We start from the raw sequence: 26,291 nt of genomic DNA on the forward strand, positions 1-26,291 counted from the left end.
ATCCCTTTCATGCCCACGGAAGGCGAAAACCGGTCAGTAACCGTCTCATTTCATCAGGTAAGTGCGGATGCCATCCAGGAACATCTGGGTCGAAAGCATCACCAGAATCAGCCCCATCAAGCGCTCCAGCGCGGCGACGCCTTTCTCACCCAGCAAGCGCAAAAACAGATCGGACATCAGCAGGATGATAAACGAAATCCCCCAGGCGATGCAGAGTGCCAGCGTTAAATGCGGCAACTGATCCGGATATTGATGCGATAGCAGCATCAGTGCCGCCAGAATCGACGGTCCGGCGACCAGCGGGATCGCCATCGGCACCAGAAAGGGTTCTTCCCCGGCGGGCAACCCGCTGCTGTTGCTTTCCTGCGACGGGAATATCATGCGGATAGCGATTAAAAACAGCACGATGCCGCCCGAAATCGAGACGGTTTCGGTACGCAGATTGAGAAACGCCAGAATACGTTCGCCCGCAAACAGAAAAATCAGCATCAACCCAAGGGCGATTACCATCTCACGAATCAGTACCACCCGTCGGCGCTTCGGGTCCAGATGTTTCAGCACCGACATAAAAATGGGCAAATTACCCAACGGATCCATAATTAACAGCAACAAAATGGTTGCTGAGATCATTTCGCTCATGGTGGTGGTGGACTCCTGTTATCCCTTTAATGATGCCACCGCATTAGCCTCATTGCTGAAAAAGCCGGTGTCATCGAATAAATTCACTTGCGACTTCTGATACATTTTGTAAGGTTGATAGTCATCACTTTATGTAATATTTGCTGAGTTTGGTGATAAACCGATTTTTATTACCCCTCGCTCTGCCGTCATGATAGTCCTGCCGCCACGGTTTTCGCGCGTTTGCGTGCGGTAAACCTATTGTTCTGCAAGACATTCACCTGACAAGAACAGGGTAACAGAGTGTGTGTCGGCCGTCAGTACTGCCTGTGTGGCAGTCCAAATTCTTTGTGTCATCCCAAGGCAGGATTGTTACCATGAAAAATGTTGGTTTTATCGGCTGGCGCGGTATGGTGGGTTCCGTTCTGATGCAGCGTATGCAGGAAGAGCGTGATTTTGACCTGATTCGTCCGGTGTTCTTTTCCACGTCACAACACGGCCAGGCTGCCCCGGTGCTGGGTGGACAGCAGGGCACGTTGCAAGATGCCTACAATCTGGATGCACTGCGCGCGCTGGATATCATCATTACCTGCCAGGGCGGTGATTACACCAACGAGGTTTACCCTAAGCTGCGCGAAAGCGGCTGGCAGGGTTACTGGATTGATGCCGCCTCCTCGCTGCGTATGCGCGATGACGCCATCATCATCCTCGATCCGGTCAACCATGATGTGATCAAACAGGGCTTGGACAAAGGCATTAACACCTTCGTTGGCGGCAACTGTACCGTCAGCCTGATGCTGATGTCACTGGGTGGCCTGTTTGCGCACGATCTGGTGGAATGGGCTTCTGTGGCGACCTATCAGGCGGCATCCGGCGGCGGTGCGCGCCATATGCGCGAATTGCTGGTGCAAATGGGTCTGCTGCACAATGATGTGGCGAAAGAGTTGCAGGATCCAGCCTCTGCCATTCTGGATATCGAACGTAAAGTTACTGCGCTGACGCGCAGTGGCACGCTGCCGACCGACAATTTCGGCGTGCCGTTGGCGGGCAGCCTGATCCCATGGATCGATAAGCAACTGGACAACGGCCAAAGCCGCGAAGAGTGGAAAGGTCAGGCGGAAACCAACAAGATCCTCGGCACCCAGTCGGTGATCCCGGTTGATGGATTGTGCGTCCGCGTCGGGGCGCTGCGCTGCCATAGCCAGGCGTTCACACTGAAACTGAAGAAAGATGTTCCGGTGTCTGAAATCGAACAACTGCTGGCAACCCATAACGATTGGGTGAAAGTGGTGCCAAACGATCGCGAGATCTCCATGCGTGAGTTGACGCCTGCTGCGGTAACCGGCACGCTCTCCACGCCGGTGGGTCGTCTGCGTAAACTGAACATGGGGCCGCAGTATCTCTCTGCCTTTACGGTGGGTGACCAACTGCTGTGGGGCGCGGCGGAACCGCTGCGCCGTATGCTGCGCATCCTGCTGTAGTCCCCGCTGGATTGCATGCCCCGCGCTGCGCGGGGCATGTTATTTTTCACTTCCTGCCGTTACTTTCTTTGTGCTGATATCACCTGTCATGCTCTCCACCGCTGTTAGCGGCATGCGGCATCAATCCCGTTGACCTTTTCAGTGACGTTTTGCCTGACCACGTTTTCGATACGGTGGGCAAAGGTATTCAATCTCAGCCAGTGCCGCGTGAGTGCCTGACGATTTCCCACCATGAGCTGCATGCGCAGCGCCTCTTCCTCTGTCGTTAGTCGAGAGGCATGTTCAAGCAGGGCGGAGGCGAAGTCACAGTCTGAAAAATAAGCGATCGCCTCGTTGCGGTTAGCGGGGTAGTGGTGGCTTTGCCATTGCTGCAAGGGGCGAAGGCAGCCGTGATCGGCCAGCTTCACCATCAGGCTCAACTGGTAATGTGCGCGCTGACCATAGCATCCGCTCATCAGATATCCGCGTGCGACCTGGCGGATGATAGAGAGATTATTCAAAATGGCGTTCACGTTATCTGGCGGGCCGCCGGTCTGTGCCAAACAGAATGGCCCGGCGAGATGACGCGTGCCGTTGAGCAAGCCATGGCGGCGAAATGTGGGGTATTGTCGGACATTGTTGAGGCTATAGACGCAGAGCGAGAGCTTCTCGAAGCGGTGCTGGATGCGTCGCACCTGCTCCAACGTGGGATGGTCGACACTGTCGAACACCGCCATAAGGTCGATATCCGAATCCGTCCCCATATCGCCGTGTGCCGCGCTGCCATGCAGATAAAGCGATAGCAGACGGTCACCGAAGGCGGCGTTGAGCGCATCGACGATAGGCGTCGTCATGGCATGAATCGCCGCAGGCGCTGTTTCAGCGCGTTGGGCGATCACGCCCTGTGTATCCGGGTAGCCTGCGGCAATGTGTTGGGCGTAACACTCTACGATGGCGCTCAGTCGTGCAGCGGCGGCGCGAAAGGTATTCGCGTTTTCCAACAGTGAGCGTTCAAAGGGCTGCCAGTGGCTGTTGGTATAGGTTAACCAGCGTAGGTCTTCTTTATGCATTCCCGCGACTGACAGCGGACTGTGATGACGCGTTTCCAACTGTCCCAGCAATTTGCTGAGTCCCTTTTCGGCATAGCGCATTGCCCAGCCCAGTTGACGCACGCCCCAGGCATGCACCTTTGCGGGCAAATCACGCAGATAGTAGAGGCGAGCAATATGGGTTGTGGCGAAAACCGCCTGTCGCAGAGCATCCGGATAGTCGGGCTCGCACGCGGCGAGCGCGCGTTCTGTCGAGGCGTTACGGTAGGGCCAGGGACAGATGTGGAACTGCCAGCGACCGTGAGCAGGATAGTCGGCTAATTCTCTTTCTGTGAGATAATTCAATGACAGCTCGGGAAACTCCGCGTGCAGATACTGTGCTGCAAATGCCATTTTTTCCCCACCGTCCTCGTGCACGATCAAATAATAATGGCCGACAGCGCGTGATGAATAATCAGGCTGTCGTAAAAAGGCATCTGTCTCTGCAATACCGGACAGGTTATCGCCAAACAGATATTTGGCTGTGGTGCAAAAATGCTGCGTACGGGCATCTGTTTTTTGATTCATGATGGCTATAGATCCATGTGTTTTATGTCATTGACTAAACGAGGTGAACCCGGTATTTACGCGGCGATGTTTTTCAATCTGGGTAAATACATGCTTAACCCTGTTTTCTATTTTGCGTTTCGATAATAATTGGTGTTCAGCGTTCTGATGGTTTTCTGCGTATTTCAGCAGAAAATGTTTTCATGTAATTAGCCTGATTCGTTAAGTGTCGTTTTTTATAAAATAAGTGGTGTGTGCTTGAGTGATGACAGTCAATTGCGGGTCAGGCGATAGGCTGTAAAAGGTTTTAATCATAGTTAACGGGTATCTCTATTAAATGGGGCCGGTGTGTCTGGAATGCTTTTTCGAGCGCATCAGAAAGATCGGCGATATCCAAAATTTTTGTCGCTGATACCCCATTGGCATTAGCCAGCAGGGTGAAATCGACCGGGCCGAATTCGGTCAGATGACGTTGCGGTTCAGAACCCTCGAGATGCTGGTAATACTTGATAAGGCCAAACGCTGAATCCGACAGAACCACGATAACCACCGGTAGCGAGTAACGGGCAAGGGTTTCAAGTTCCTGGCTGGTGGTGTGAAATCCGCCGTCGCCGCAGAAGGCAATAACGCGCGTTTCGGGATGGCATATCTGCGCCGCCATGGCAGCGGGGAGGCCAAAGCCGAAACTGCCGCAGACGTTGGAACACAAAAAGTGGTTTGAACGGTAGGTGGTAGCCAGCAGCCCGGCATACTGCTGGTGCAACCCGACGTCGCTACAGAATATGCCATCATGCCCCAGCGCGGTGCTCAAGGCAGCCACAATGCGTGGAATATCGGTGAGGGTGTCAGGCTGTGCTGCGGGCTGGCGCATGTCAAAAAAACGCTTCAATCGCTGATGAGACGCCAGCCATTCCTGCTGAGGCAACGCGTAGTGGGCAAGTTGGTCAAGGCTGCGTGTGATATTGCCCAGACAGAGAATATCGGGTTGGAAAATATCGCCCATGGGGACATCTACGCTGTTTATCATCAGCGTGGGTTTATCGTTACCCCACAATGCCGGTTTCAGGTCCTCACCGAAATCGTAGCCAATCAAAATCATCAAATCGACGCCCTCAAACAGCGGGTGCAGCACGGATGTGCGGTATACGCTATCCAGATATTGATTGGCGGCAGTCAGAAACTGAGGGTGATCGTCGGGCACGGCGCCCTTGGCTGCGAGGGCGCAGATAATTGGCGCATTGATCTGTTGTGCGAAGCGGCACACGCTTGCCTGTGCAGTGTCGCGGATAACCTGATTACCAATGACAATCATCGGATGCGTGGCATCGGTGATGCTCTGGGCGGCGCGAATAATGTCGGCGCGCGCAGGCTTGGCTTTCTTCGACCGGGTGAGTGGCTGCACGGCTTGCAACATGTCCAATGCCGCCCGATCCGGCACCTCGGTTTTCAGCAGATCCAGCGGGATACTGAGGTAGGCGGGGCCGGGCAAGCCCTCCAGCGTGCGCTGCAATGCGGTTTGGACGTGTGAAACCAGTTCTTGTGCCTTTTCGAGTTGCAGGCAGGATTTGGTGATGCCTGCCATCAACCCGACGTTATCAATACATTGATGCGTCAGGTTAAACCTGATCTGCGGGCGCGGAATCTGCGCGGAGCAGGCGACCATGGGCGAGTGGTCCAACATGGCGGAACACACACCCGTAGCCATATTGGTTAACCCAGGGCCAAACGTGGCCCAACACATATGGGGCATTCCGGTGAGTCGCCCCGCGACGTCTGCCATAATTCCCGCCGCACATTCATGTCTGGTTAAATAAAAGGTAATACCAAACGATTTATCAAAACGTATTGCCTCCGCCTCACCGCCAATAATGCCGAAACACGTTGTTATGCCCATGTTGGACATCGCCTTAAGAAAAAGTTCATCAAATTGCATGTTCATCTCCTGTCGTGAGGTTCGGTCAATAATTATGGCCCCGGATGTGGTAAATATATTAAATAACCCTGCGGAATGATTTCGTTTATCAGATGCTGTATTTTTATCTTTTTATTTATGAAAGCCACAGGTTGTTATCTCTGTGAATGACAGTGAGTAAAAAAGTAAAACTTGATGGTACGGAGTATAAAGGCTGTACATCAATAAAAAATAAACGTCAGGTGAAAATAAAAGAATCGTTGATGACGGCAGGATAGGGTTTCAGTCTTATTATTGTTACTGGTGTTATTATGCTATTTTGCCGAATTGGTTGATTTTCTACATTAAATATATTCGACATGATAATGGTATTCAATGGGTGTTTATGTTCAACGAATATGAAACCCGCACTTTTCTCTTTGCATCTGAAGAAGAAAGATATCACTTAAGTCAACATCCTATTATAATACCTTCATTCTTAGTCCCAAAATGGGTTTTCGAAACGAGAGCAACATGCAACGACTGACCATCTCTATGGATGACGAACTGGCACAGGACTTTGACGAACTGATGCGCCGCAAAGGGTATGCCAACCGCTCTGAGGCGTTTCGCGATATGTTGCGGCGTGAACTCGGCGAAATGACCCTGGAACAGGATAAGGAAGGCCCGTGTGTGGCGATATTGAGCTATATTTACGACCATCATGAACGTCAGCTTTCCAGTCGTCTGGCGGAGATGCAGCACGACCACCATGGGTTGACCGTGTCAACCATGCATGCCCACCTCAGCCACGATGAGTGCGTGGAAACCTTGATTCTGCGCGGCACCACGGCTCAGGTAGAAGTGTTTGCCGAATCGGTGATGGCGCAAACCGGCGTGCGACACGGCCGACTCAACCTGATACCGTGCTGATATTCGCCCGCTAAAGTGGGCAGGAATTAAGCAAGATCAAAGAAGTATGATTTTTTTAAAAAACTTCATACTCCGCGGTTAAACTGCCTGCGCCAATCTGCTATAAATCGCCTCACAATAATACCATATTCCCCTTTGGGCTCGGTGCACCAAGCACGCTAGTCAACATCGTGTTGCCGCATTCGGCCTGAACGGCATTGAACAGGAATGACCGAGTGAGCTCGATACTTGCTGAAGATAATGACCTTGTCGTTGATGAAAACACCGTATTAAATCAGGACGTCCAGCGCTATTGGACGCACCGCGCCGCCGAATATAGCCACATCAATGCCACCGAACTGGCGAATGCCAAGCGTGCCCGCTGGCTGAAAAAAATCATGGAATATGCCCCTGACGCTCCTTTGCTGCGCGTGTTGGATATTGGCACCGGTCCCGGTTTTTTTGCCGTAACGCTGGCGCTGGCCGGGCATCGGGTTACCGCTGTGGATATGACGGAAGCGATGCTCTCTGAGGCTCGCGCCAATGCTGCGCATTACGGCGTTCACGTTGATTTTGTCTCCGCCGATGTGCATGCGATGCCGCTGGTGGATAATCAGTTCGATCTGATCGTTACGCGCAACGTGACCTGGAATCTGGCCGAACCGCTGCGCGCTTACCGAGAGTGGCACCGTCTGCTGGCCCCCGGCGGTCGCCTGCTGAATTTTGATGCCAACTGGTATCTGCAACTGTTTGATGAATCCTCACGCCTCGGCTATCTGGACGATCGCGCTAATGCGCGCTATCTCGGGCTGGACGACCACTACGTGAATACCGACACCAGCGCCATGGAGGCGATAGCGCGCCAACTGCCGCTCAGCCGCGAGCACCGCCCGGAGTGGGATACCCAGGCGCTGCTCCAGTGTGGCTACCATAAAATCATGCTGGATACGCGCGTGGGCGACACCCTGTGGGATGAGACCGAAAAGGTTAACTACGCCTCGACGCCGATGTTTATGGTGTGTGCGGAAAAATAGGGAGGTGGTATGCGAGCGATAACCGGATTTTTTCTGGCGGCGCTGATGTTGCTGGGCATGGCAAGTGCAACGGCGCAAACGCCTACGACGCTCAATTATGCCAGCACCAAGGACATTCGTGATATCAACCCGCATCTCTACAGTGGTGAGATGGCGGCGCAGAATATGGTGTTTGAGTCGCTGGTGGTGAATACCGACAATGGCGTGCAACCCTGGCTGGCGGAGCGCTGGGTGATTTCGCCAGACGGTAAAACCTATACCTTCCATCTGCGACAGGGCGTGAGCTTCAGCGACGGCGAGCCGTTCAACGCGCCGGCGGTAAAACTGAATATCGATGCGGTGTTGGCCAATTATCAACGTCATGCCTGGCTGGAGCTGGTGCGGCAGATTGAACGCGTTGAGGTCATTGACGATGCCACCGTGGTGCTGCATTTACGCCATCCCTACTACCCGACCTTGGTGGAATTGGGGTTGACGCGGCCGTTTCGTTTTATCTCACCGAAAAACTTTATCAACGGCCAAACCAAAGAGGGCGTCAGCGGCTACGCAGGCACCGGGCCGTGGCTGCTCAGTGAACAGGTAAAGAATCAATATGCGGTTTTTACTGCAAACCCACATTACTGGGGGAGCGTGCCAGCCTTACAGCGCGTGGTCTGGCGGGTGATTCCCGACAGGCAAAGCATGTTGATGGCGTTTGAAAAGGGCGATATTCAACTGATTTTCGGTGCTGATGGCGACATGCTGGACGGTGATAACTTTGCTGCGCTGCAAGCGGCAGGACGCTTTAACACGCTGATCAGTGCGCCTATTGCCTCGCGTGCTTTGGTGTTGAACAGCAGTCGCCCTGCGTTATCTGACAGGCAGGTGCGGGTTGCGTTGCAATATGCGGTGGACAAACAGGCGATTGCGCAAGGGGTGATGTCTGGCAGTGAAAGCGTGGCCGACACGCTGCTGGCACGCACGGTGCCCTACGCCAATATTGCCGATTTGCCAATTTATCCCTTTGACCGCGCACGCGCAGCGGCGTTGCTGGACGCCGCTGGCTGGGTGCTGCCAAAAGGTGCCGCGCAACGAGAAAAGCAGGGAGTGGCATTACGTCTGGTGTTCTCCTACAACAGCAATAATGCGGGCGAACGGCAGATTGCTGAGGTGGTGCAGAGCGATTTCCGGCAGATTGGCGTCACTGTCGATCTGCTGGGCGAAGAAAAACAGGCGTATCTGGACAGGCAGAAGTCTGGCGATTTTGATATTCAGTACTCGCTTTCCTGGGGCACGCCTTACGATCCGCAATCCTATGTGTCGTCGTTCCGTATTCCGGCGCACGCCGATTATCAGGGGCAAAAGGGGTTGCCGAATAAAGCGGAGATCGATGCTGCCATTGGTGCCGTGCTGATCGAGCCTGATGACGTGAAACGCCAGGCACTCTATCGCCAGATATTCTTGACGCTGGCGCAGGAAGGGGTGTACATCCCGCTGACCTACTCGCGCACCAAAGCGGTGTTTAGTCCGGCGTTACAGGGGGTATCTTTCAATCCTTCACAGTATGAAATCCCCTTTGAAAAAATGTATTTTCGATAGGTCTGGGCGAGTGTAATGGGGCGTTATGTGTTGCATCGGCTGCTGTTAATGGTGCCGCTGATGCTCCTGATTACCGTTGTCACGTTTTTGCTTATCCAATTATCGCCTTCCGATCCGGCGGAGGTGGCGTTACGCGTCAATATGATCGTTCCGACGCCGGAGGCCATTGCCGCACTGCGTCTGGAACTGGGGTTGGATGCGCCCTTGTGGCAGCAGTATCTGCGCTGGTTGGCGCGCTGCGTGCAATTGGATTGGGGCACGTCGTTTGTGACGCGCACGGCGGTCAGCCATGAATTGGCGCAGGCGCTGCCAGCAACGCTGTGGCTGGCAGCAACGGCGCTGGCGATGATTGTGATGTTATCGCTGGCGATAGCCTCACTGTGCGTGGTGAGCGCCGGGCGTTGGCCAGACAAACTGCTGCGCGCTGGCCTGTTTTTTCTGACGGCGATGCCTAATTACTGGGTGGGGCTGCTGCTGCTCTGGCTGCTGGCGGTGAAATGGCAATGGCTGCCGGTGGGCGGGATTGATGCGCCGGGGGCGGTTATCCTGCCCGCACTGACGCTGGCGTTGGGCTATCTGGGCACCTATGTGCGCCTGCTGCGTGCCAATATGCTGGCACACCTGCATCAACCCTATGTCGATTATGCGCGCGCGCGCGGGCTGAGTTCGAGTCGTATTCTGTGGCGTCATGTCCTGGTCAATGCACTGTATTCGCCGTTGGTGGCGCTTGGCATGAGTATCCCGAAGCTGTTTGCCGGTACGCTGATCATCGAGAACATCTTTTCCTGGCCGGGGTTGGGGCGTTTGTGCGTTTCGGCAATTTTTCAGCGTGATTACCCGATAATTCAAGCCTATGTGCTGTTAATGGCGTTGCTGTTTGTGGTGGGCAATTTTCTCATCGATATCCTGCTGATGTGGCTCGATCCCCGTTTGCGTCGTGGGGTAGCGCAATGATTCGCCGCCTGTGGTGTAGCATTACGCGCGATCCGCTGGCGTTGCTCAGTCTGGTGTTTCTGCTGGCTGTGATGGTGGCGGGTCTGCTGGCTCCCTGGCTGGCACCCCACGATCCGTTGCTGGTTTCCTGGCGCGATAAATACCACGGCATCAGCCTGAATTATCCGCTGGGGGCCGATCATCTCGGTCGCTGTGTCTTGTCGCGCTTGCTGTTTGGCATCCGCAATACGTTATTTGTCGCTCTGTTGGCGATGGCGGCTACCATGCTGACGGGCACCGTGCTCGGCATGCTGGCAGGTTACCTGCGCGGGCGGATTGACGCTGCGCTGATGCGTTTGTGCGATCTGATACTCTCTTTTCCCGGCGAGGTGATGATCTTTGCGCTGGTCGGCATTTTGGGGCCGGGGCTGCAAAATATCCTGCTGGCGGTGGTGCTGGTGAAGTGGGCATGGTATGCCCGTATGGTGCGCGGCATTGTGCTTCAGTACAGCGATAAACACTATATCCACTATGCTCGCCTGCTGGGTGCCTCTCCCGGTTATTTGATACGGCGGCACCTGCTGCCCGTGACGGCGGCGGAACTGATCGTGCTGGCAACAACGGACAGCGGCGCGGTTATCCTGCTGCTCTCGGCGCTCTCTTTTCTCGGGCTGGGCGTGCAGCCCCCCACCCCGGAGTGGGGGGCGATGCTGGGGGAGGCGAAAAACGTGATGATGGTGCATCCGGAACAGATGCTGCCCGCCGGGATCGCTATCGTGCTGGTGGTTGCTGCCTGTCACTACCTTGGGGATAGCTTACGTGATGCGCTGGATGTTACCGGCGGGGATGAAGGCCGCGCGGCGTCTCCGTTTTCCTAGCCATAGATTCTGGCAAAATCGTCTACTGCAAAATTAGAGAGCTTATACATTTAGCTCCCGTTTTTTTCGCGCGGCGATTTCACGCAGCGTCAGGTCGCTTTCACCGCTGTTTTCTCCTGCATCAATAGCATTGCGCAGTGTTTCCAGGTGACACTCTTGCTGTTCAAGCAGGCGCAGTGCGGAACGCACCACTTCACTGGTCGAACCGTAACGGCCGCTGTCAATCAACCGGCTGACAAAGGTGTCAAGTTGTTCACCAATAGTGATACTGGTTGTTCTGGCCATAGCGCCTCCTGTGTTAATTATTAACACAATGATATAAAGCGGGCCTGATGGTGTCAATCAACCCCAGAAATCCATTACCGCTTCTACGCCGCACGCTCGATATCTGCCAGCGCCTTTTTCGGTTGAATCAGCGGAACACGCACTTCCACCCGGGTAAAGGTATCGGCTTCGCTCTCGACGGTAATGCCGTAGCGGTTGCCGTAGCGCGCCTTGATGCGGCGGTCGACCAGATTCATGCCTAGACCGTCACCCCCGGTGGGCGGCTGATAGGTGCCTGCATTATCCTCGACCATCAGTTCCAGCGTATTGGCGCGGTAGCGGCCGCTGATGTGGATGTGGCCGCTCTCTATCATCTGCGAAATGCCGTGTTTAATGGCGTTTTCTACGATAGGTTGCAACGAGAATGCAGGCAAACGCGCATCCATCAGTTCTTCCGGCAGCGTAATCTCGACCGTCATGTGGTCGGCGAAACGCGCCTTCTCAATTTCCAGATAGGCGTTGACGTGTTCCATCTCATCGCGCAGCGACACTTCATCGTTGCTGCGCTTCAGGTTTTTGCGAAAGAAAGTGGAAAGCGAAAGCACCAGTTGCCGCGCGTGGTCCGGGTTGCGCCGGATGACGGCGGAAAGCGTGTTGAGCGCATTAAACAGAAAATGCGGGTTGACCTGCGCGTGCAACAGCTTGATTTCCGACTGCGCCAGGAGCTGTTTTTGCTGCTCGAAACGCCCGGCCAGAATCTGGGCGGAAAGCAAGTGCGCAATACCTTCTCCCAGCGTGCGGTTGATGCTGGAAAACAGCTTGTTCTTGGGCTCATACAGCTTGATGGTGCCGATCACGCGCTGTTCTTCGCCGCGCAGCGGGATCACCAGCGTCGAGCCGAGCTTGCAGTGGGCCGAGACGGAGCAGGTATAGGGCACTTCATTGCCGTCGGCGTACACCACCTGATTATTGTCGATGGCGCGGTGAGTATGCAGCGAGGTAATCGGTGAGCCCACCTTGTGGTGATCGTCACCCAGTCCGATAAACGCCAGCAGCTTATCGCGATCGGTAATGGCAACGGCACCGACGCCCAACTCTTCGTAGAGAATGCGCGCTACGCGCGTGCTGTTTTGCTGATCGAACCCTTGGCGTAACGCCCCTTCCGCGCGCGCGGCGATTTGCAGCGCCTTGGCAGAGAACGCCGAAGTGTATTTTTCGAAAATGGCGCGTCTGTCGAGCAGAATGCGCATAAACATGGCGGAACCTACGGTGTTGGTGATCATCATCGGCAGCGCAATGTCTTTGACCAGCTCAACTGCGCTGTCGAACGGGCGTGCCAGCAGCAGAATAATGACCATTTGCAGCAGTTCCGCCACCAAAGCGGTCAACCCCACCACCAGCGGCTGGAACAGCATATCGATACGGTTACGTCGCAGCAGATAACGGTGCAGCAGGCCGCCGATCAATCCTTCCGTAATCGTCGATACCATGCAAGCCAGCGCCGTCATCCCCCCCATGGAGTAACGGTGCAACCCGCCGGTCAAGCCGACCAGAAAACCGACCGATGGCCCGCCCAGCATCCCGCCCAGCACCGCACCGGTGGCGCGCGTATTGGCGATGGAATCGTCAATGTGCAGGCCGAAATAGGTGCCCATGATGCAAAACATGGAAAACACCAGATAGCACACCAGCTTGTGCGGCAAACGAATGGTGACTTGCATCAGCGGGATAAACAGCGGCGTTTTACTCAGCAAATACGCAATCACCAGATAGACGCACATCTGCTGGAGCAACGAGAGAATCAAATCGATTTGGCTGACCATGAAAAAAATACCTCACTACGCATGCAGGGGAGACATGCATCGGCAATTGTAACGCGATCGAATGCGGATAAGTACGGACTGTGAAGAATTTTTGCACTTTTCTCTGGCTGTTTTTGCCAGATTTTCGCGCCGTAGTGCAAAAGTGCTGAGGGAAACGTAAGGAGGGATGAATAGAATCATTAACAACTGTGTCATAACTTATTCATATAAAAATTAAAGGAAAATTTTAAGTTTCGCCCCGTGCTTTCTGTTTTATTGACTAGACTTACAAATAACGGCGTATGAGTTGTTGCCTTTTCCTGTGCGTGATTACACCTCATTAGGGTACTTCGTTAGATTTCTATTAACGTATTGTTTTTTATTGATTTATTTGAGGTGGTAAAAATACGACATCGGACTGATGACGTATTTGCATAATAAATTCAATCGGTTAATTAGAGGATGGATACCATGTCGGAATTATCCGGTGCGATCAACTCGCTGATTGCTGGTCATTACGCCGATCCTTTCTCCCTGTTGGGCATGCATGAAACCGAAAATGGGCTTGAAGTGCGTGCGCTGCTGCCTGATGCGCTGGACGTCTGGGTGCTGGATGGTGCTACCGGGCGCAAAGTCGGGCAGCTACCGCGCATCGACGATCGCGGTTTTTTCTGTGCGGTGCTTCCCCGTCGTAAACGCCCCTTTAGTTACCAACTGGCCGTCACCTGGGCGCATACCGCTTTGGTTATCGACGATCCCTACCGGTTTGGCACGCTGTTGGACGCCATGGATATCTGGCTGCTGGCAGAGGGAACTCACCTGCGTCCCTTCGAACGCCTTGGTGCGCATCTGGTGACGTTGGATGGGGTTGAGGGCACTCGATTTGCCGTGTGGGCACCGAACGCACGACGGGTCTCCGTGGTGGGCGAGTTCAATTTCTGGGACGGTCGCCGCCATCCGATGCGTTTGCTGCGTGAAAACGGCATCTGGGAAATTTTCCTGCCTGCGGTGCATGCCGGGCAGCTATACAAATATGAAGTGGTTGATGTGCACGGCAATGTGCAGCTCAAGGCCGACCCTTACGCGTTTGAAGCGCAGATGCGCCCGGAAACCGCCTCCTGCGTGGTCCGGTTGCCGCCCAAAGTTGAACCGAATGCGCAGCGGCGACAGGCGAACAACTTCGATGCACCCATCTCGATTTATGAGGTTCACCTCGCCTCCTGGCGACGCCATACCGACAATAACTTTTGGCTGAGCTATCAGGATTTGGCAACGCAGCTGGCGGAGTATGCCAACGAGATGGGGTTCACCCATATTGAGCTGCTTCCCATCAACGAACATCCGTTTGACGGTAGCTGGGGCTATCAGCCGCTCGGTCTGTACGCGCCGACGCGACGTTTTGGTACGCCGCAGGATTTTCGCGGCTTTGTCGATACCCTACACCAGGCGGGCATTAACGTGCTGCTGGATTGGGTGCCGGGTCATTTTCCGACCGATGCTTATGGTTTGGCGCAGTTTGACGGTACGGCGCTGTATGAATATGCCGATCCGAAAGAGGGTTTTCATCAGGATTGGAACACCCTGATTTATAACTATGGCCGCCATGAAGTGCGCAACTATCTGGCGGGTAATGCGTTGTTCTGGATGGAGCATTACGGCATCGACGGCCTACGGGTGGATGCCGTCGCTTCGATGGTTTACCGCGACTACAGCCGGGCACAAGGCGAATGGGTGCCCAATTACTACGGTGGCAAAGAGAATCTGGAAGCCATCGCCTTCCTGCGTTACACCAACAATATGCTGGGACATGCGCGTCCTGATGCCATCACCGTGGCCGAAGAGTCCACTGACTATCCGGGGGTGACGCTGCCGCCGGGTTGCAACGGATTGGGCTTCCATTACAAGTGGAACATGGGCTGGATGCACGACACGCTGAGCTATATGCAGCAGGATCCGGTGCATCGCAAGTATCACCACGACAAGATGACGTTTGGCATGCTCTATGCCTACAGCGAGAATTTTATTCTGCCGCTGTCACACGATGAGGTGGTGCACGGCAAGCGTTCATTGCTCGATCGTATGCCGGGCGATGTGTGGCAAAAATTTGCCAATCTGCGCGCTTATTACGGCTTTATGTGGGCCTTTCCCGGTAAAAAACTGCTGTTTATGGGCGGCGAGTTCGCTCAGGGACGGGAGTGGAATCACGATGCCAGCCTGGACTGGCATCTGCTGGATGAACCGGAAGGATGGCACCGTGGCGTACAGCAGTTGGTGAAGGATTTGAACCACTGCTACCGCGCCCAGCCGCCGCTGTATCAGCTGGATTTTCAACCGGAAGGCTTTGAATGGCGGGTGGTGGATGACCGGGAAAACTCGGTATTCGCCTTTGTGCGCCGCGACAGGCAAGGCAACGAGGTGCTGGTGGTCAGCAATTTCACCCCGGTGCCGCGTGAAGGTTACCGCATCGGTATCAATCAGCCGGGACGCTGGCGCGAAATTCTCAATACCGACTCCTGGCATTATCACGGCGGCAATCTGGGTAACGGCGGCGCGCTGGAGAGTGAGGCCATCAGCAGCCACGGGCGCTCCCATTCGCTGGTGTTAACGCTGCCGCCGCTGGCGACGATCTATCTGGCGAAGGAGGTGCCATGACCGCACTGCTGCCGGGTAAGCCCGCGCCATTGGGTGCCAGCGTCGATCAACAGGGCATTAATTTTGCGCTGTTTTCTGCCCATGCAGAACGGGTAGAACTGTGTCTGTTTGATGCGCACCAGCAGGAGCACCGCTTTACCTTGCCATCCCGCACGGGAGATATCTGGCACGGCTATTTGCCGCTTACCGAGCAGGAGCCCATTGCGCGCCCCGGACTGCGCTATGGCTACCGCGTCTATGGCCCCTTCGCGCCGCAACAGGGCCATCGCTTTAATCCGAATAAACTGCTGCTCGATCCCTGTGCTCGCCAGTTAGATGGCTGGGTGGTTGATGACGATAGTCTACAGGGTGGCATTGATGTGCCAGACGAGCGCGACAGCGCTCAGGTGATGCCGAAAGGCATGGTAGTCGATGACGCCTATGACTGGGAGGATGACGCCCCGCCAGCCATCCCGTGGGGCGAGAGCGTGATCTATGAGGCGCACGTGCGTGGCTTAACCCAGCTACACCCCGAGATTCCCGCTGAACTGCGTGGGACGTACAGCGGTGTGGCACACCCGGTCATGATCAACTACCTGAAAAATCTGGGTATCACTGCCATCGAACTGCTGCCGGTGCAGCAGCACGCCGATGAGCCGCGCTTGCAGAAACTCGGGCTGCGTAACTACTGGGGCTACAACGTGCTGTTGCCGTTTGCCGTTGAAACCAGCCTGGCGGCGCGTGATGACGCACTCAATGAATTTCGCGATATGGTTAAGGCACTGCACCGCGCGGGTATCGAAGTGATCCTTGATGTGGTGTTTAACCACTCGGCGGAGCTGGATGTCGAAGGGCCGACGCTGTCACTGCGCGGTATCGATAACCAGAGCTATTACTGGCTGACCGAACAGGGCGAATACCACAACTGGACCGGCTGCGGTAATGCGCTGCGCCTCAACCATCCTGCGGTGATCGACTGGGTGATGCAGTCCCTGATTTTCTGGCGTGAAGCGTGCCACGTGGATGGCTTCCGTTTCGATCTGGCCACGGTATTGGGCAGAACACCGGCGTTTGACCCCGCAGCACCGTTGCTCACCGCGCTGCGTGAGGCGCCGCGGTTGCACGGCGTGAAACTGATTGCCGAGCCTTGGGATATTGGCGACGGCGGCTATCAGCTCGGGCGTTTCCCTGCGCCCTTCGCCGAATGGAGCGATCGCTACCGCGACGATATGCGGCGTTTCTGGCTGTGCGGCGATATTTCTCTGGGCGGTTTTGCCCGCCGCTTTGCCGCCTCGAGCGATATCTTTCAGCATCATCCCCGTTTGCCCCATGCGTCGGTGAACAAGCTCACCGCACACGATGGCTTCACGCTGCGCGATCTGGTCAGCTTCAACCATAAGCACAACCACGCCAATGGGGAAGATAACCGCGATGGCACAGACAGCAATTTCAGCAACAATCACGGCACCGAAGGGCTGGAGGCGGATGACGCCACGTTGGCGCGCCGCGCGGCCAGCCAGCGTGCGTTGCTGGCAACATTGCTGCTGTCGCAGGGCACGCCCATGCTGCTGGCCGGGGATGAGCAGGGTCACAGCCAGCAGGGGAATAACAACGCCTACTGCCAGGATAACGGCCTGACCTGGCTGAACTGGGAAACGGCGGATACCGCCTTAAGTGCTTTTACCGCCGGGCTGATTCGGCTGCGACGCGCCATTCCGGCGCTACGGCAGGATGCCTGGTGGCAAGATGGGGATGGCCGTGTGCAGTGGCTGAATGAACGGGCGCAGCCGCTCACGCCGTCGGCCTGGGAGCAAGGAGAGCGCCGTTTACAAATCGTCCTGTCATCTGATTGGTTACTGCTGATTAATGCGAGTGCGTCGCCGTGCGAGATGTCGCTGCCCGCAGGAGATTGGCTGGTGTCGCCGCCGTTCGAGGCCTCGAAAGCGCTGCGCGGCGGGTGTTGGCAAGGGAATGCCCAATCGGTGTGTGTCTGTACACGCCGCAGTAAGGAGTAGGCCATGGTAAATAATGAGAAGCATGATCCCTTGATGCTCGCACGGCAGCTTCCACTGAAATCAGTGGCGCTGATTCTGGCAGGCGGGCGCGGCTCGCGCCTGAAAGACCTGACCGCGCTGCGCGCCAAGCCCGCCGTCCATTTTGGCGGCAAATTCCGCATCATTGATTTCGCCCTGTCGAACTGTCTGAATTCGGGGATTCGCCGCATCGGCGTGATCACCCAATATCAATCTCACACGCTGGTGCAGCACATTCAGCGTGGCTGGTCTTTCCTCAATGCTGAGATGAATGAATTTGTCGATCTGCTGCCTGCACAACAGCGGCAGGAGACCGATCACTGGTATCGCGGCACGGCGGATGCCGTCTGTCAAAACCTCGACATCATTCGGCGCTATCGTGCGGAGTATGTGGTGATTCTGGCGGGCGATCACATCTACAAAATGGACTATTCGCGTTTGCTTATCGATCACGTCGACAAACAGGCGCAGTGCACCGTGGCGTGCTTGCCGGTGCCGCTCAAAGAAGCGAATGCGTTTGGCATCATGAGCGTGGATAAACAGCGGCGTATTTTGAGCTTTGATGAGAAGCCGGAACAGCCCACACCGATGCCGGACGATCCCGAAATGGCGCTCGCCAGCATGGGGATCTATGTTTTTAATGCGGACTATCTTTATCGTTTATTGCAAGAGGACGTCAATCAGCCGGGCTCTTCACACGACTTTGGCAAAGATCTGATCCCGAAAATTGTTGCACAACGCGATGCCTGGGCGCATCCGTTCTCGCTCTCCTGCGTCACGTCGGGTCAGGATGACTGCCATTATTGGCGCGATGTGGGAACGCTCGAGGCCTATTGGCGGGCTAACCTCGATTTGGCCTCCGTTACGCCCGATCTGGATATGTACGACAGAAACTGGCCAATACGTTCTGCCATGGATCAACTGCCACCGGCCAAGTTCGTGCAGGACCGCTCGGGCAGCCACGGTATGACCATGAATTCACTGGTGTCCGGGGGTTGTATCGTATCGGGATCGGTGGTGACGCATTCGGTGCTGTTTCCCCGGGTGCGGGTGAACTCGTTTTGCAGCATCGATTCGTCCGTGTTGCTGCCGGATGTCAACGTCGGGCGTTCGTGCCGCTTGCGGCGCTGCGTCATCGACCGTGCGTGTATCCTGCCGGAAGGCACGGTAATTGGTGAAAATGCCGCCGAGGACAGCCGCCGCTTCTACCGCTCGGAAGAGGGGATTGTGCTGGTGACACGTGCCATGTTGGCGAAGCTGTAGTTCACGATGATGCGATGTGCGATGTGAGTGATGACGATGCATGTCACGACATCGCAGGTGAGGGGAATGTGGGAGCAAGAATGCGGGTATTACATGTATGTTCAGAGCTGTTTCCGCTGCTGAAAACTGGCGGATTAGCGGACGTTGCGGGGGCGTTGCCAGCAGCGCAAATCGAAGCCGGGCTGGATGTGCGTGTCATTCTGCCCGCCTTTCCCGATCTGAAAAAAGGTGTAGCCAACCTGCAAACGGTCTGTGAGCTGGAGACCTTTGCTGGGCGCATGGCGCTGCTTTATGGTCACTTCAACGGCGTAGGCATTTACCTGGTCGATGTACCGGAGCTGTATGAACGTGCGGGCAGCCCGTACCACGATCCGGCGCTGTACGCCTATGCGGACAATTACCTGCGCTTCGCGCTGCTGGGTTGGGTGGGCTGTGAAATGGCATGCGGGCTCGATCCCTACTGGCGGCCCGAGGTGGTACACGCCCATGACTGGCACGCGGGGTTAACCTGCGCCTATCTGGCGGCGCGCCATCGTCCCGCCAAATCGGTGTTTACCGTGCACAATCTGGCGTTTCAGGGGTTGTTCCACGCCCGTCATATGGCAGATATTCAACTGCCGGGTGATTTCTTCCAGGTGTACGGCCTGGAGTTTTATGGGCAGATCTCCTACCTGAAAGCCGGGCTGTTTTACGCCGATCGTGTCACCACCGTCAGCCCGACCTATGCCCACGAAATCACGCTGCCTGAATTTGGCTACGGGATGGAAGGGCTGCTGCGCACGCGGGAAGAGGAAGGGCGGTTGTCGGGCATTCTTAATGGTGTTGATGATGCCATCTGGAACCCGGCGCACGATGCGCTGCTGTCGCACCCCTACGCCCGTGACACGCTGGTCAATAAAGCGCATAACAAGCGCCAACTGCAAATCTCCATGGGATTGACCGTGGATGAGAAAATCCCGGTGTTTGCCATCGTCAGTCGTCTGACGCATCAAAAGGGACTGGATTTGGTGCTGGAGGCGGTGCCGGAACTGCTGGACCAGGGGGCGCAATTGGTGGTGTTGGGCGCGGGTGATGCCGATTTGCAGGAAGGGTTCCTGGCGGCGGCGGCGGAATATCCCGGACAGGTTGGGGTACAAATTGGCTATCACGAAGCGTTTTCGCATCGCATTATTGGCGGTGCCGATGTCATCATGGTGCCCAGTCGTTTTGAGCCCTGTGGGCTGACGCAGTTGTATGGGTTGAAGTACGGTACGCTGCCGCTGGTGCGTCATACCGGCGGTTTGGCGGATACCGTTGCGGATTGCTCGCTGGAGAATCTGGCTGATGGCCTTGCCACCGGTTTTTCCTTCAGCGATTGCAATGTCGGCGCGCTTTCCCGAGCGATTCGCCGCGTGTTTGTGTTGTGGTCTCGTCCCACGCTGTGGCGTTATGTGCAACGTCAGGCGATGACGATGGACTTTAGCTGGCAGGTAGCTGCGCAGGCATATCGTGCACTTTACCAGCGCTTATGACCCTAAATAATTCGAGTTGCGGGAAGGCGGCAAGTGAAGGAATCCCGATGAACTTACACCGGTAAGTGATTCGGGTGAGAGAACGCAGCCAACGCACCTGCAACTTGAAGAATGACGGGTATGGCCGTGCGTTGCATGGTGAGAACAACATGCAGGGGCGTTCGCGATCTCGGTCAAACAACGCTTGTCGTAATACTCATGATTGGGAATAAACGTAATGAACTCTCCGTTTATCTACAACTCACCCACGCTCAGCGTGGACGCGCTAAAGCATTCCATTGCCTATAAGTTGATGTTCAGCATAGGTAAAGATCCCTCTATCGCCAACAAGCACGAGTGGCTGAACGCCACGCTGCTCGCGGTGCGCGATCGCATGGTGGAGCGCTGGCTGCGCTCCAATCGGGCGCAGCTCTCGCAGGATGTGCGACAGGTTTACTATCTGTCGATGGAGTTCCTGCTGGGCCGAACGCTGTCGAATGCGCTGCTGGCGATGGGATTGTACGAGGATCTGAAGCAGGCGCTGGACGACATGGGGCTGGATTTGGATGAGCTGATCGAGGAAGAGAACGATCCCGGGCTGGGTAACGGTGGCCTCGGGCGTTTGGCGGCCTGCTTCCTGGATTCGCTGGCGACGATGGCGCTGCCCGGCCGTGGTTATGGCATTCGCTATGAATACGGCATGTTTGCGCAAAAGATTGTTAACGGTCAGCAGGCGGAATCGCCTGACTATTGGCTGGAATACGGTAACGCCTGGGAATTCCCGCGTCACAGCACGCGCTATACGGTGCGTTTTGGCGGGCGCGTGCAGCAGGAAGGGAGCAAGGCGCGCTGGGTGGAAACCGAAGAGATCATTGCCAGCGCCTACGATCAGATAATCCCCGGCTATGACACCGATGCGACCAACACGCTGCGGCTGTGGGGCGCGCAGGCCAGCAGTGAAATCAATCTGGGCAAGTTCAATCAGGGTGACTACTTTGCCGCGGTGGAGGACAAGAACCACTCGGAGAACGTGTCGCGGGTGCTTTATCCCGATGATTCAACCTACTCCGGGCGCGAGTTACGTCTGCGCCAGGAGTATTTTCTGGTGTCTGCCACGGTGCAGGATATCCTCAGCCGTCACTGGATGATGCATAACACCTATGACAACCTGGCGGATAAATTTGCCATCCACCTCAACGATACCCATCCGGTGTTGGCGATCCCCGAGCTGATGCGCCTGCTGATCGATGAACACAAATTCAAATGGCTGGATGCCTGGCAGGTGGTGACGAGCGTCTTCTCTTACACCAACCATACGCTGATGCAGGAAGCGCTGGAAACCTGGCCGGTGGACATGTTGGGCAAGATTTTGCCACGCCATCTGCAACTGATTTTTGAAATTAACGAGCACTTTCTTGAAGAAGTGCAAAAGAAATTCCCGAAAGACAACGGCCTGCTGGCGCGCGTTTCCATCATTGATGAAACCAACGGTCGCCGGGTGCGCATGGCGTGGCTGGCGGTGGTCGCCAGCCACAAGGTGAATGGTGTGTCGGAATTGCACTCCGATTTGATGGTGCAGTCGCTGTTTGCGGATTTTGCGCGTATCTACACCGATCGTTTCTGCAACAAGACCAACGGCGTTACGCCGCGACGCTGGCTGGCGCTGGCGAATCCGTCGTTGTCGAAAGTGCTGGATGACGCGATTGGTAAGAACTGGCGTACCAACCTCAGCCAGTTGGAAGATATCAAGCCGCAGGCGGATTTCCCGGCGTTTGTGCAGAAGGTGCGTAAGGCGAAGCTGGCGAACAAGCAACGTCTGGCGGAGTACGTGGCCGAGCATCTGGATGTGGTTATCGATCCTGAGGCGTTGTTCGACGTGCAGATCAAGCGCATTCATGAGTACAAACGGCAACTGCTCAATCTGTTGCACATCATTACGCTGTATAACCGCATCAAGGATGAACCCAAGGCCAAGCGCGTGCCGCGCGTGGCGATTTTCGCGGGCAAAGCGGCGTCGGCCTACTACATGGCGAAGCACATCATCAACTTGATCAACGATGTGGCGGCGGTGATCAACCACGATCCCGACATGCACGACAAGCTGAAGGTGGTGTTTATTCCCAACTACAGCGTCAGTCTGGCGCAAGTAATTATTCCTGCTGCCGATCTGTCCGAGCAGATCTCGCTGGCGGGGACCGAAGCCTCCGGCACCAGTAACATGAAATTTGCGCTTAATGGGGCATTGACCATCGGTACACTTGATGGGGCCAACGTGGAAATGTTGGAGCACATTGGCGAAGAGAACATGTTTATTTTTGGCAACACCACGGAACAGGTGGAGGCGCTGCGCAAGAACGGCTACAACCCGCGTGAAATTTACGAGAAGGATGAGGAACTGCGTCGGGTGCTTACGCAGATCGCTACCGGCGTTTTCAGCCCAAGCGATCCCAGACGCTACGGCGATCTGTTCGATTCGTTGGTGAATTTTGGCGACCATTGGCAACTGTTGGCGGATTATCGCAGCTATGTCGATACCCATGACCGGGTGGACGAGCTGTATCGCAACCCGGATGAATGGGCGCGCAGGAGCATCCTCAATATCGCCAATATGGGTAACTTCTCGTCTGACCGCACCATTCAGGAGTATGCCGACGATATCTGGGATATCAAACCGATACGGCTGTAACTTCCCCCCACGTCATCCTCGTCTTTTCTCACGTCATCCTCGGCGAAAGCCGGGGATCTCTGTGAGGATAAACGCGTTTCTTCGGCAAGAGATTCCCGCCTGCGCGGGAATGACGGTGGGGGGCGGGATCACCCGCGTGATTACTCTCCTGTACCGTAATACAGTTTCCCGATTTTAATCAGCGGCCTGCCCTGCGATTTGCGGTGCAGATTGCTGTCGCGCAGAGAATAAACGCAACCGCAGTATTCTTGCTGATAAAACTGCTCCCGCTTGCTGATCTCTATCATGCGCGCAGAGCCGCCCCCTTTACGCCAGTTGTAATCCCAGTACACCATGCCCGAGTAATGCGAGGCGGCACGCTGGCCGCAGTCATTAATTTGCTGCATGTTTTTCCAGCGTGAGATGCCGAGTGAACTGCTGATCACGCTAAAGCCGTTTTCCGCCGCATACAGCGCGGTGCGCTCGAAGCGCATATCAAAACACATGGTGCAGCGCACGCCGCGCTCCGGTTCCCACTCCATGCCTTTTGCCCGTTCGAACCAGTTATCCATGTCGTAATCGGCATCGACAAACGGCACCCCGTGCTGCTCTGCGAAGCGAATATTCTCTTCCTTGCGGATGAGATACTCCTTCTGCGGATGAATATTGGGGTTGTAGAAAAAAATGGTGTAGTTAATTCCTGATGCCTGAATGGCTTCCATCACTTCCCCTGAACACGGGGCGCAGCAGGAATGCAGCAGGAGTTTGTCTGCCCCGTTTGGCAGCGTCAGTATCGGGCGTTTCAATGCAGTGCTGGTCATATATTCTTTTATCTGGCTGGCTATACTTGCCTGAAGTGTAGCATTGCATACGTGCAGGATGGCTAACGGCTTCATCCGGTGCGTTTTCTTGCAACGTCGGCTGCGCGTTTTTTGCGCAGGGCGATTTTCATGATCTGTCTCATTTCCAGTGTAAATTCCCACCCTTTTTCTGGGGAAATAGGTAGAATTTCCGGCCCTGATAACCCCCTGTGTTGAAGAGTTGACCGTGTCCACAAGCCTGATTGTTCCTGAACGCCATCTGTTTTCTTACCCGCGCTACTGGGCCGAGTGCTACGGCACTGCGCCATTTTTGCCGATGAGCCGCGCTGAGATGGATGAACTGGGCTGGGACAGTTGCGATATCGTGCTGGTGACGGGAGATGCCTATGTGGATCATCCCAGCTTCGGCATGGCGATCGTCGGCAGGATGCTGGAGTCGCAGGGGTTCCGAGTTGGGATTATTGCCCAGCCGGATTGGACGCAGAAAAACGACTTTATGCGTTTGGGCAAGCCGAACCTGTTTTACGGCGTGACGGCGGGCAATATGGACTCGATGATCAACCATTACACCGCCGATCGCAAAGCGCGCCATGATGATGCGTATACGCCAGATAATATCGCCGGTAAACGTCCGGACCGCGCCACGCTGGTTTATACTCAGCGCTGCAAGGAAGCTTTTAGCGATGTGCCGGTGGTGCTGGGCGGCATTGAAGCCAGCCTGCGCCGCATCGCCCATTACGACTATTGGTCGGATAAGGTGCGACGTTCGGTGCTGGTGGATGCCAAGGCCGATCTGTTGATCTACGGCAACGGCGAGCGGCCGCTGGTGGAAATTGCACACCGCCTGGCGGCGGGAGAACCTATCAGCTCGATTGTGGACGTGCGCAATACCGCCGTGCTGCGTAAAACCGCGCTGCCTGGCTGGACGGGGGTGGATTCCACGCGTCTGGACAGCCCTGGCCGCATTGAGCCTATCCTCAATCCCTACGGTGATGATTTGCCCTGCGTGGCGCACACGGTAAAAGGCTCCACCAGCGGCAAGCCCATCACCGTGCGGGCACACAAGCCAAAGCCGTGGGAAAAAACCTATGTGCTGCTGCCCTCGTTTGAAAAAGTGATAAACGACAAGGTGATGTACGCGCACGCCTCTCGCATCCTGCATCATGAAACCAATCCGGGCAGTGCGCGTGCGCTGATGCAAAAACACGGCGACCGCTATGTGTGGATTAATCCACCGGCCATTCCGTTGCAAACGGATGAGATGGACGCGGTCTATGCCTTGCCGTATCAACGGGTGCCGCACCCCTCCTATGGCACATCGCGCATCCCGGCTTATGACATGATTCGCTTTTCCATCAATATCATGCGCGGCTGTTTTGGCGGATGTGCGTTCTGCTCGATCACCGAACACGAAGGGCGCATCATTCAAAGCCGTTCGCAAGAGTCGATTGTGCAGGAAATTGAAGCGATCCGTGATGAAGTGCCGGGATTCACCGGCATTATCTCCGATCTGGGCGGACCCACCGCCAATATGTACATGCTGCGCTGCCAGTCGCCCAAAGCGGAGCAAACCTGCCGCCGCGCGTCTTGCGTCTATCCTGAAATTTGCGCGCACATGGATACCAACCATGAGCCGACCATTCAGCTCTATCGCCGTGCCCGCGCCCTTAAGGGCATCAAGAAGGTGCTGATTGCCTCTGGGGTACGCTACGATCTGGCGGTAGAAGATCCACGCTATATCAAGGAATTGGCCGAGCACCACGTGGGCGGCTACTTGAAGATTGCGCCAGAGCACACGGAACAAGGGCCATTATCGAAGATGATGAAGCCCGGCATGGGCAGCTACCACCGTTTTAAAGAGCTGTTTGATACCTACTCGCGTCAGGCGGGAAAAGAGCAGTATCTGATCCCGTACTTTATTTCCGCTCACCCCGGCACGCGCGATGAGGATATGGTCAATCTGGCGCTGTGGCTGAAAAAGAACCGCTTCCGGCTGGATCAGGTGCAAAACTTCTATCCTTCACCGCTCGCCAGCTCTACCACTATGTATTACAGCGGTAAGAATCCGCTCAGCAAGGTGGATTATCACAGTGAAGAAGTGGTGGTGCCGCGTGGCGATCGCCAGCGCCGTTTGCATAAAGCGCTGCTGCGCTATCACGATCCGGCTAACTGGGCGCTGATCCGTGAAGCGTTAACCGCGATGGGCATGAAGCACCTGATCGGTAATCGCCGTGAATGTCTGGTGCCAGTGGTAACGGTTGATGAGCGCCGCAATGTCAAACCCGCTCACAAACGAAATGCGGCGCAGGATAAAACCGCGCAGCCCGCGCTCACCCGTTTCACCGGGGAAGGTCGGCGGCCTGCGGTGAAGAAAAGCGTTGGAAAAGCCAGCAATAAGCAGGGGCAGGTCGGAAAGCGGTGAG

Annotated in this window: 18 protein-coding genes; 12 read left to right on the forward strand and 6 right to left on the reverse strand. The window is 55.5% G+C overall.

Annotated elements, in window-relative coordinates; translation table 11 throughout:
• Positions 1-45: 45 nt before the first annotated feature.
• Entirely contained in the window at positions 46-639 is a 594-nt protein-coding gene (locus J5067_RS20030) for a YhgN family NAAT transporter (protein WP_195314464.1), read from the reverse strand.
• Positions 640-995: 356 nt separating this feature from the next.
• Between J5067_RS20030 and asd the strand changes: the two genes are divergently transcribed.
• Complete coding sequence (gene asd / locus J5067_RS20035) at positions 996-2,099, forward strand: aspartate-semialdehyde dehydrogenase (RefSeq protein WP_264651860.1); 1,104 nt, start codon at positions 996-998, stop codon at positions 2,097-2,099.
• 104 nt (positions 2,100-2,203) lie between these two features.
• Here asd and J5067_RS20040 read toward each other — a convergent pair whose 3' ends face one another.
• Positions 2,204-3,694, reverse strand: coding sequence for a nucleotidyltransferase domain-containing protein (locus J5067_RS20040; protein ID WP_264651861.1), 1,491 nt, complete (start codon positions 3,692-3,694; stop codon positions 2,204-2,206).
• A 286-nt stretch (positions 3,695-3,980) separates the two neighbouring features.
• Complete coding sequence (locus tag J5067_RS20045) at positions 3,981-5,606, reverse strand: thiamine pyrophosphate-binding protein (protein WP_264651862.1); 1,626 nt, start codon at positions 5,604-5,606, stop codon at positions 3,981-3,983.
• A gap of 492 nt (positions 5,607-6,098) precedes the next feature.
• Between J5067_RS20045 and nikR the strand changes: the two genes are divergently transcribed.
• The 5 genes from nikR (at position 6,099) to opp1C (ending at position 10,899) form a co-directional block, all read left to right on the forward strand.
• The gene (nikR, locus tag J5067_RS20050; RefSeq protein WP_264645593.1) at positions 6,099-6,497 is read left to right on the forward strand and encodes a nickel-responsive transcriptional regulator NikR; all 399 of its coding nucleotides are present in this window, start codon (positions 6,099-6,101) and stop codon (positions 6,495-6,497) included.
• 215 nt (positions 6,498-6,712) lie between these two features.
• A complete protein-coding gene (locus tag J5067_RS20055) occupies positions 6,713-7,510 on the forward strand; it encodes a class I SAM-dependent methyltransferase (protein WP_264645594.1) in 798 nt (265 codons plus the stop codon).
• A gap of 45 nt (positions 7,511-7,555) precedes the next feature.
• Positions 7,556-9,088, forward strand: coding sequence for a nickel ABC transporter substrate-binding protein (gene nikA, locus J5067_RS20060; RefSeq protein ID WP_264651923.1), 1,533 nt, complete (start codon positions 7,556-7,558; stop codon positions 9,086-9,088).
• Between the two features lie 15 nt (positions 9,089-9,103).
• Positions 9,104-10,042 carry a nickel/cobalt ABC transporter permease gene (gene opp1B, locus J5067_RS20065; protein ID WP_264645595.1) on the forward strand — a complete coding sequence of 313 codons (939 nt, stop codon included), beginning with the start codon at positions 9,104-9,106 and terminating at the stop codon, positions 10,040-10,042.
• Entirely contained in the window at positions 10,039-10,899 is an 861-nt protein-coding gene (opp1C, locus tag J5067_RS20070) for a nickel/cobalt ABC transporter permease (protein ID WP_264651863.1), read from the forward strand. The genes opp1B and opp1C overlap by 4 nt, the downstream gene beginning before the upstream one ends.
• Before the next feature lie 42 nt (positions 10,900-10,941).
• On the opposite strand, the gene J5067_RS20075 is transcribed toward opp1C, so the two are convergent.
• On the reverse strand, positions 10,942-11,184 hold the full coding sequence (locus J5067_RS20075) for a type II toxin-antitoxin system ParD family antitoxin (RefSeq protein ID WP_264628940.1): 243 nt from the start codon (positions 11,182-11,184) through the stop codon (positions 10,942-10,944).
• A gap of 83 nt (positions 11,185-11,267) precedes the next feature.
• Entirely contained in the window at positions 11,268-12,986 is a 1,719-nt protein-coding gene (locus tag J5067_RS20080) for a sensor histidine kinase (protein WP_264645597.1), read from the reverse strand.
• A gap of 450 nt (positions 12,987-13,436) precedes the next feature.
• Here J5067_RS20080 and glgB point away from each other — a divergent pair, with 450 nt between their 5' ends.
• The 5 genes from glgB (at position 13,437) to glgP (ending at position 23,068) form a co-directional block, all read left to right on the forward strand.
• Positions 13,437-15,617, forward strand: coding sequence for a 1,4-alpha-glucan branching enzyme (glgB, locus tag J5067_RS20085; RefSeq protein WP_264651864.1), 2,181 nt, complete (start codon positions 13,437-13,439; stop codon positions 15,615-15,617).
• The gene (gene glgX, locus J5067_RS20090) at positions 15,614-17,611 is read left to right on the forward strand and encodes a glycogen debranching protein GlgX (protein WP_264651865.1); all 1,998 of its coding nucleotides are present in this window, start codon (positions 15,614-15,616) and stop codon (positions 17,609-17,611) included. Before glgB ends, glgX begins: the two co-directional genes overlap by 4 nt.
• A gap of 3 nt (positions 17,612-17,614) precedes the next feature.
• Entirely contained in the window at positions 17,615-18,892 is a 1,278-nt protein-coding gene (gene glgC / locus J5067_RS20095; RefSeq protein ID WP_264645600.1) for a glucose-1-phosphate adenylyltransferase, read from the forward strand.
• A gap of 80 nt (positions 18,893-18,972) precedes the next feature.
• Positions 18,973-20,403, forward strand: a complete 1,431-nt coding sequence (gene glgA / locus J5067_RS20100; RefSeq protein ID WP_264651866.1) for a glycogen synthase GlgA — start codon at positions 18,973-18,975, stop codon at positions 20,401-20,403.
• Positions 20,404-20,620: 217 nt separating this feature from the next.
• Entirely contained in the window at positions 20,621-23,068 is a 2,448-nt protein-coding gene (gene glgP, locus J5067_RS20105) for a glycogen phosphorylase (protein WP_264645602.1), read from the forward strand.
• Between the two features lie 140 nt (positions 23,069-23,208).
• Here glgP and J5067_RS20110 read toward each other — a convergent pair whose 3' ends face one another.
• Positions 23,209-23,868 carry an epoxyqueuosine reductase QueH gene (locus J5067_RS20110; protein ID WP_264645729.1) on the reverse strand — a complete coding sequence of 220 codons (660 nt, stop codon included), beginning with the start codon at positions 23,866-23,868 and terminating at the stop codon, positions 23,209-23,211.
• Between the two features lie 226 nt (positions 23,869-24,094).
• On the opposite strand from J5067_RS20110, the gene J5067_RS20115 reads away from it, so the two are divergent.
• Complete coding sequence (locus tag J5067_RS20115; protein ID WP_264651867.1) at positions 24,095-26,290, forward strand: YgiQ family radical SAM protein; 2,196 nt, start codon at positions 24,095-24,097, stop codon at positions 26,288-26,290.
• Position 26,291 lies beyond the last annotated feature (1 nt).

The organism is Candidatus Symbiopectobacterium sp. NZEC151 (assembly GCF_025962655.1).
In the GTDB taxonomy this organism is placed as follows: domain Bacteria; phylum Pseudomonadota; class Gammaproteobacteria; order Enterobacterales; family Enterobacteriaceae; genus Symbiopectobacterium.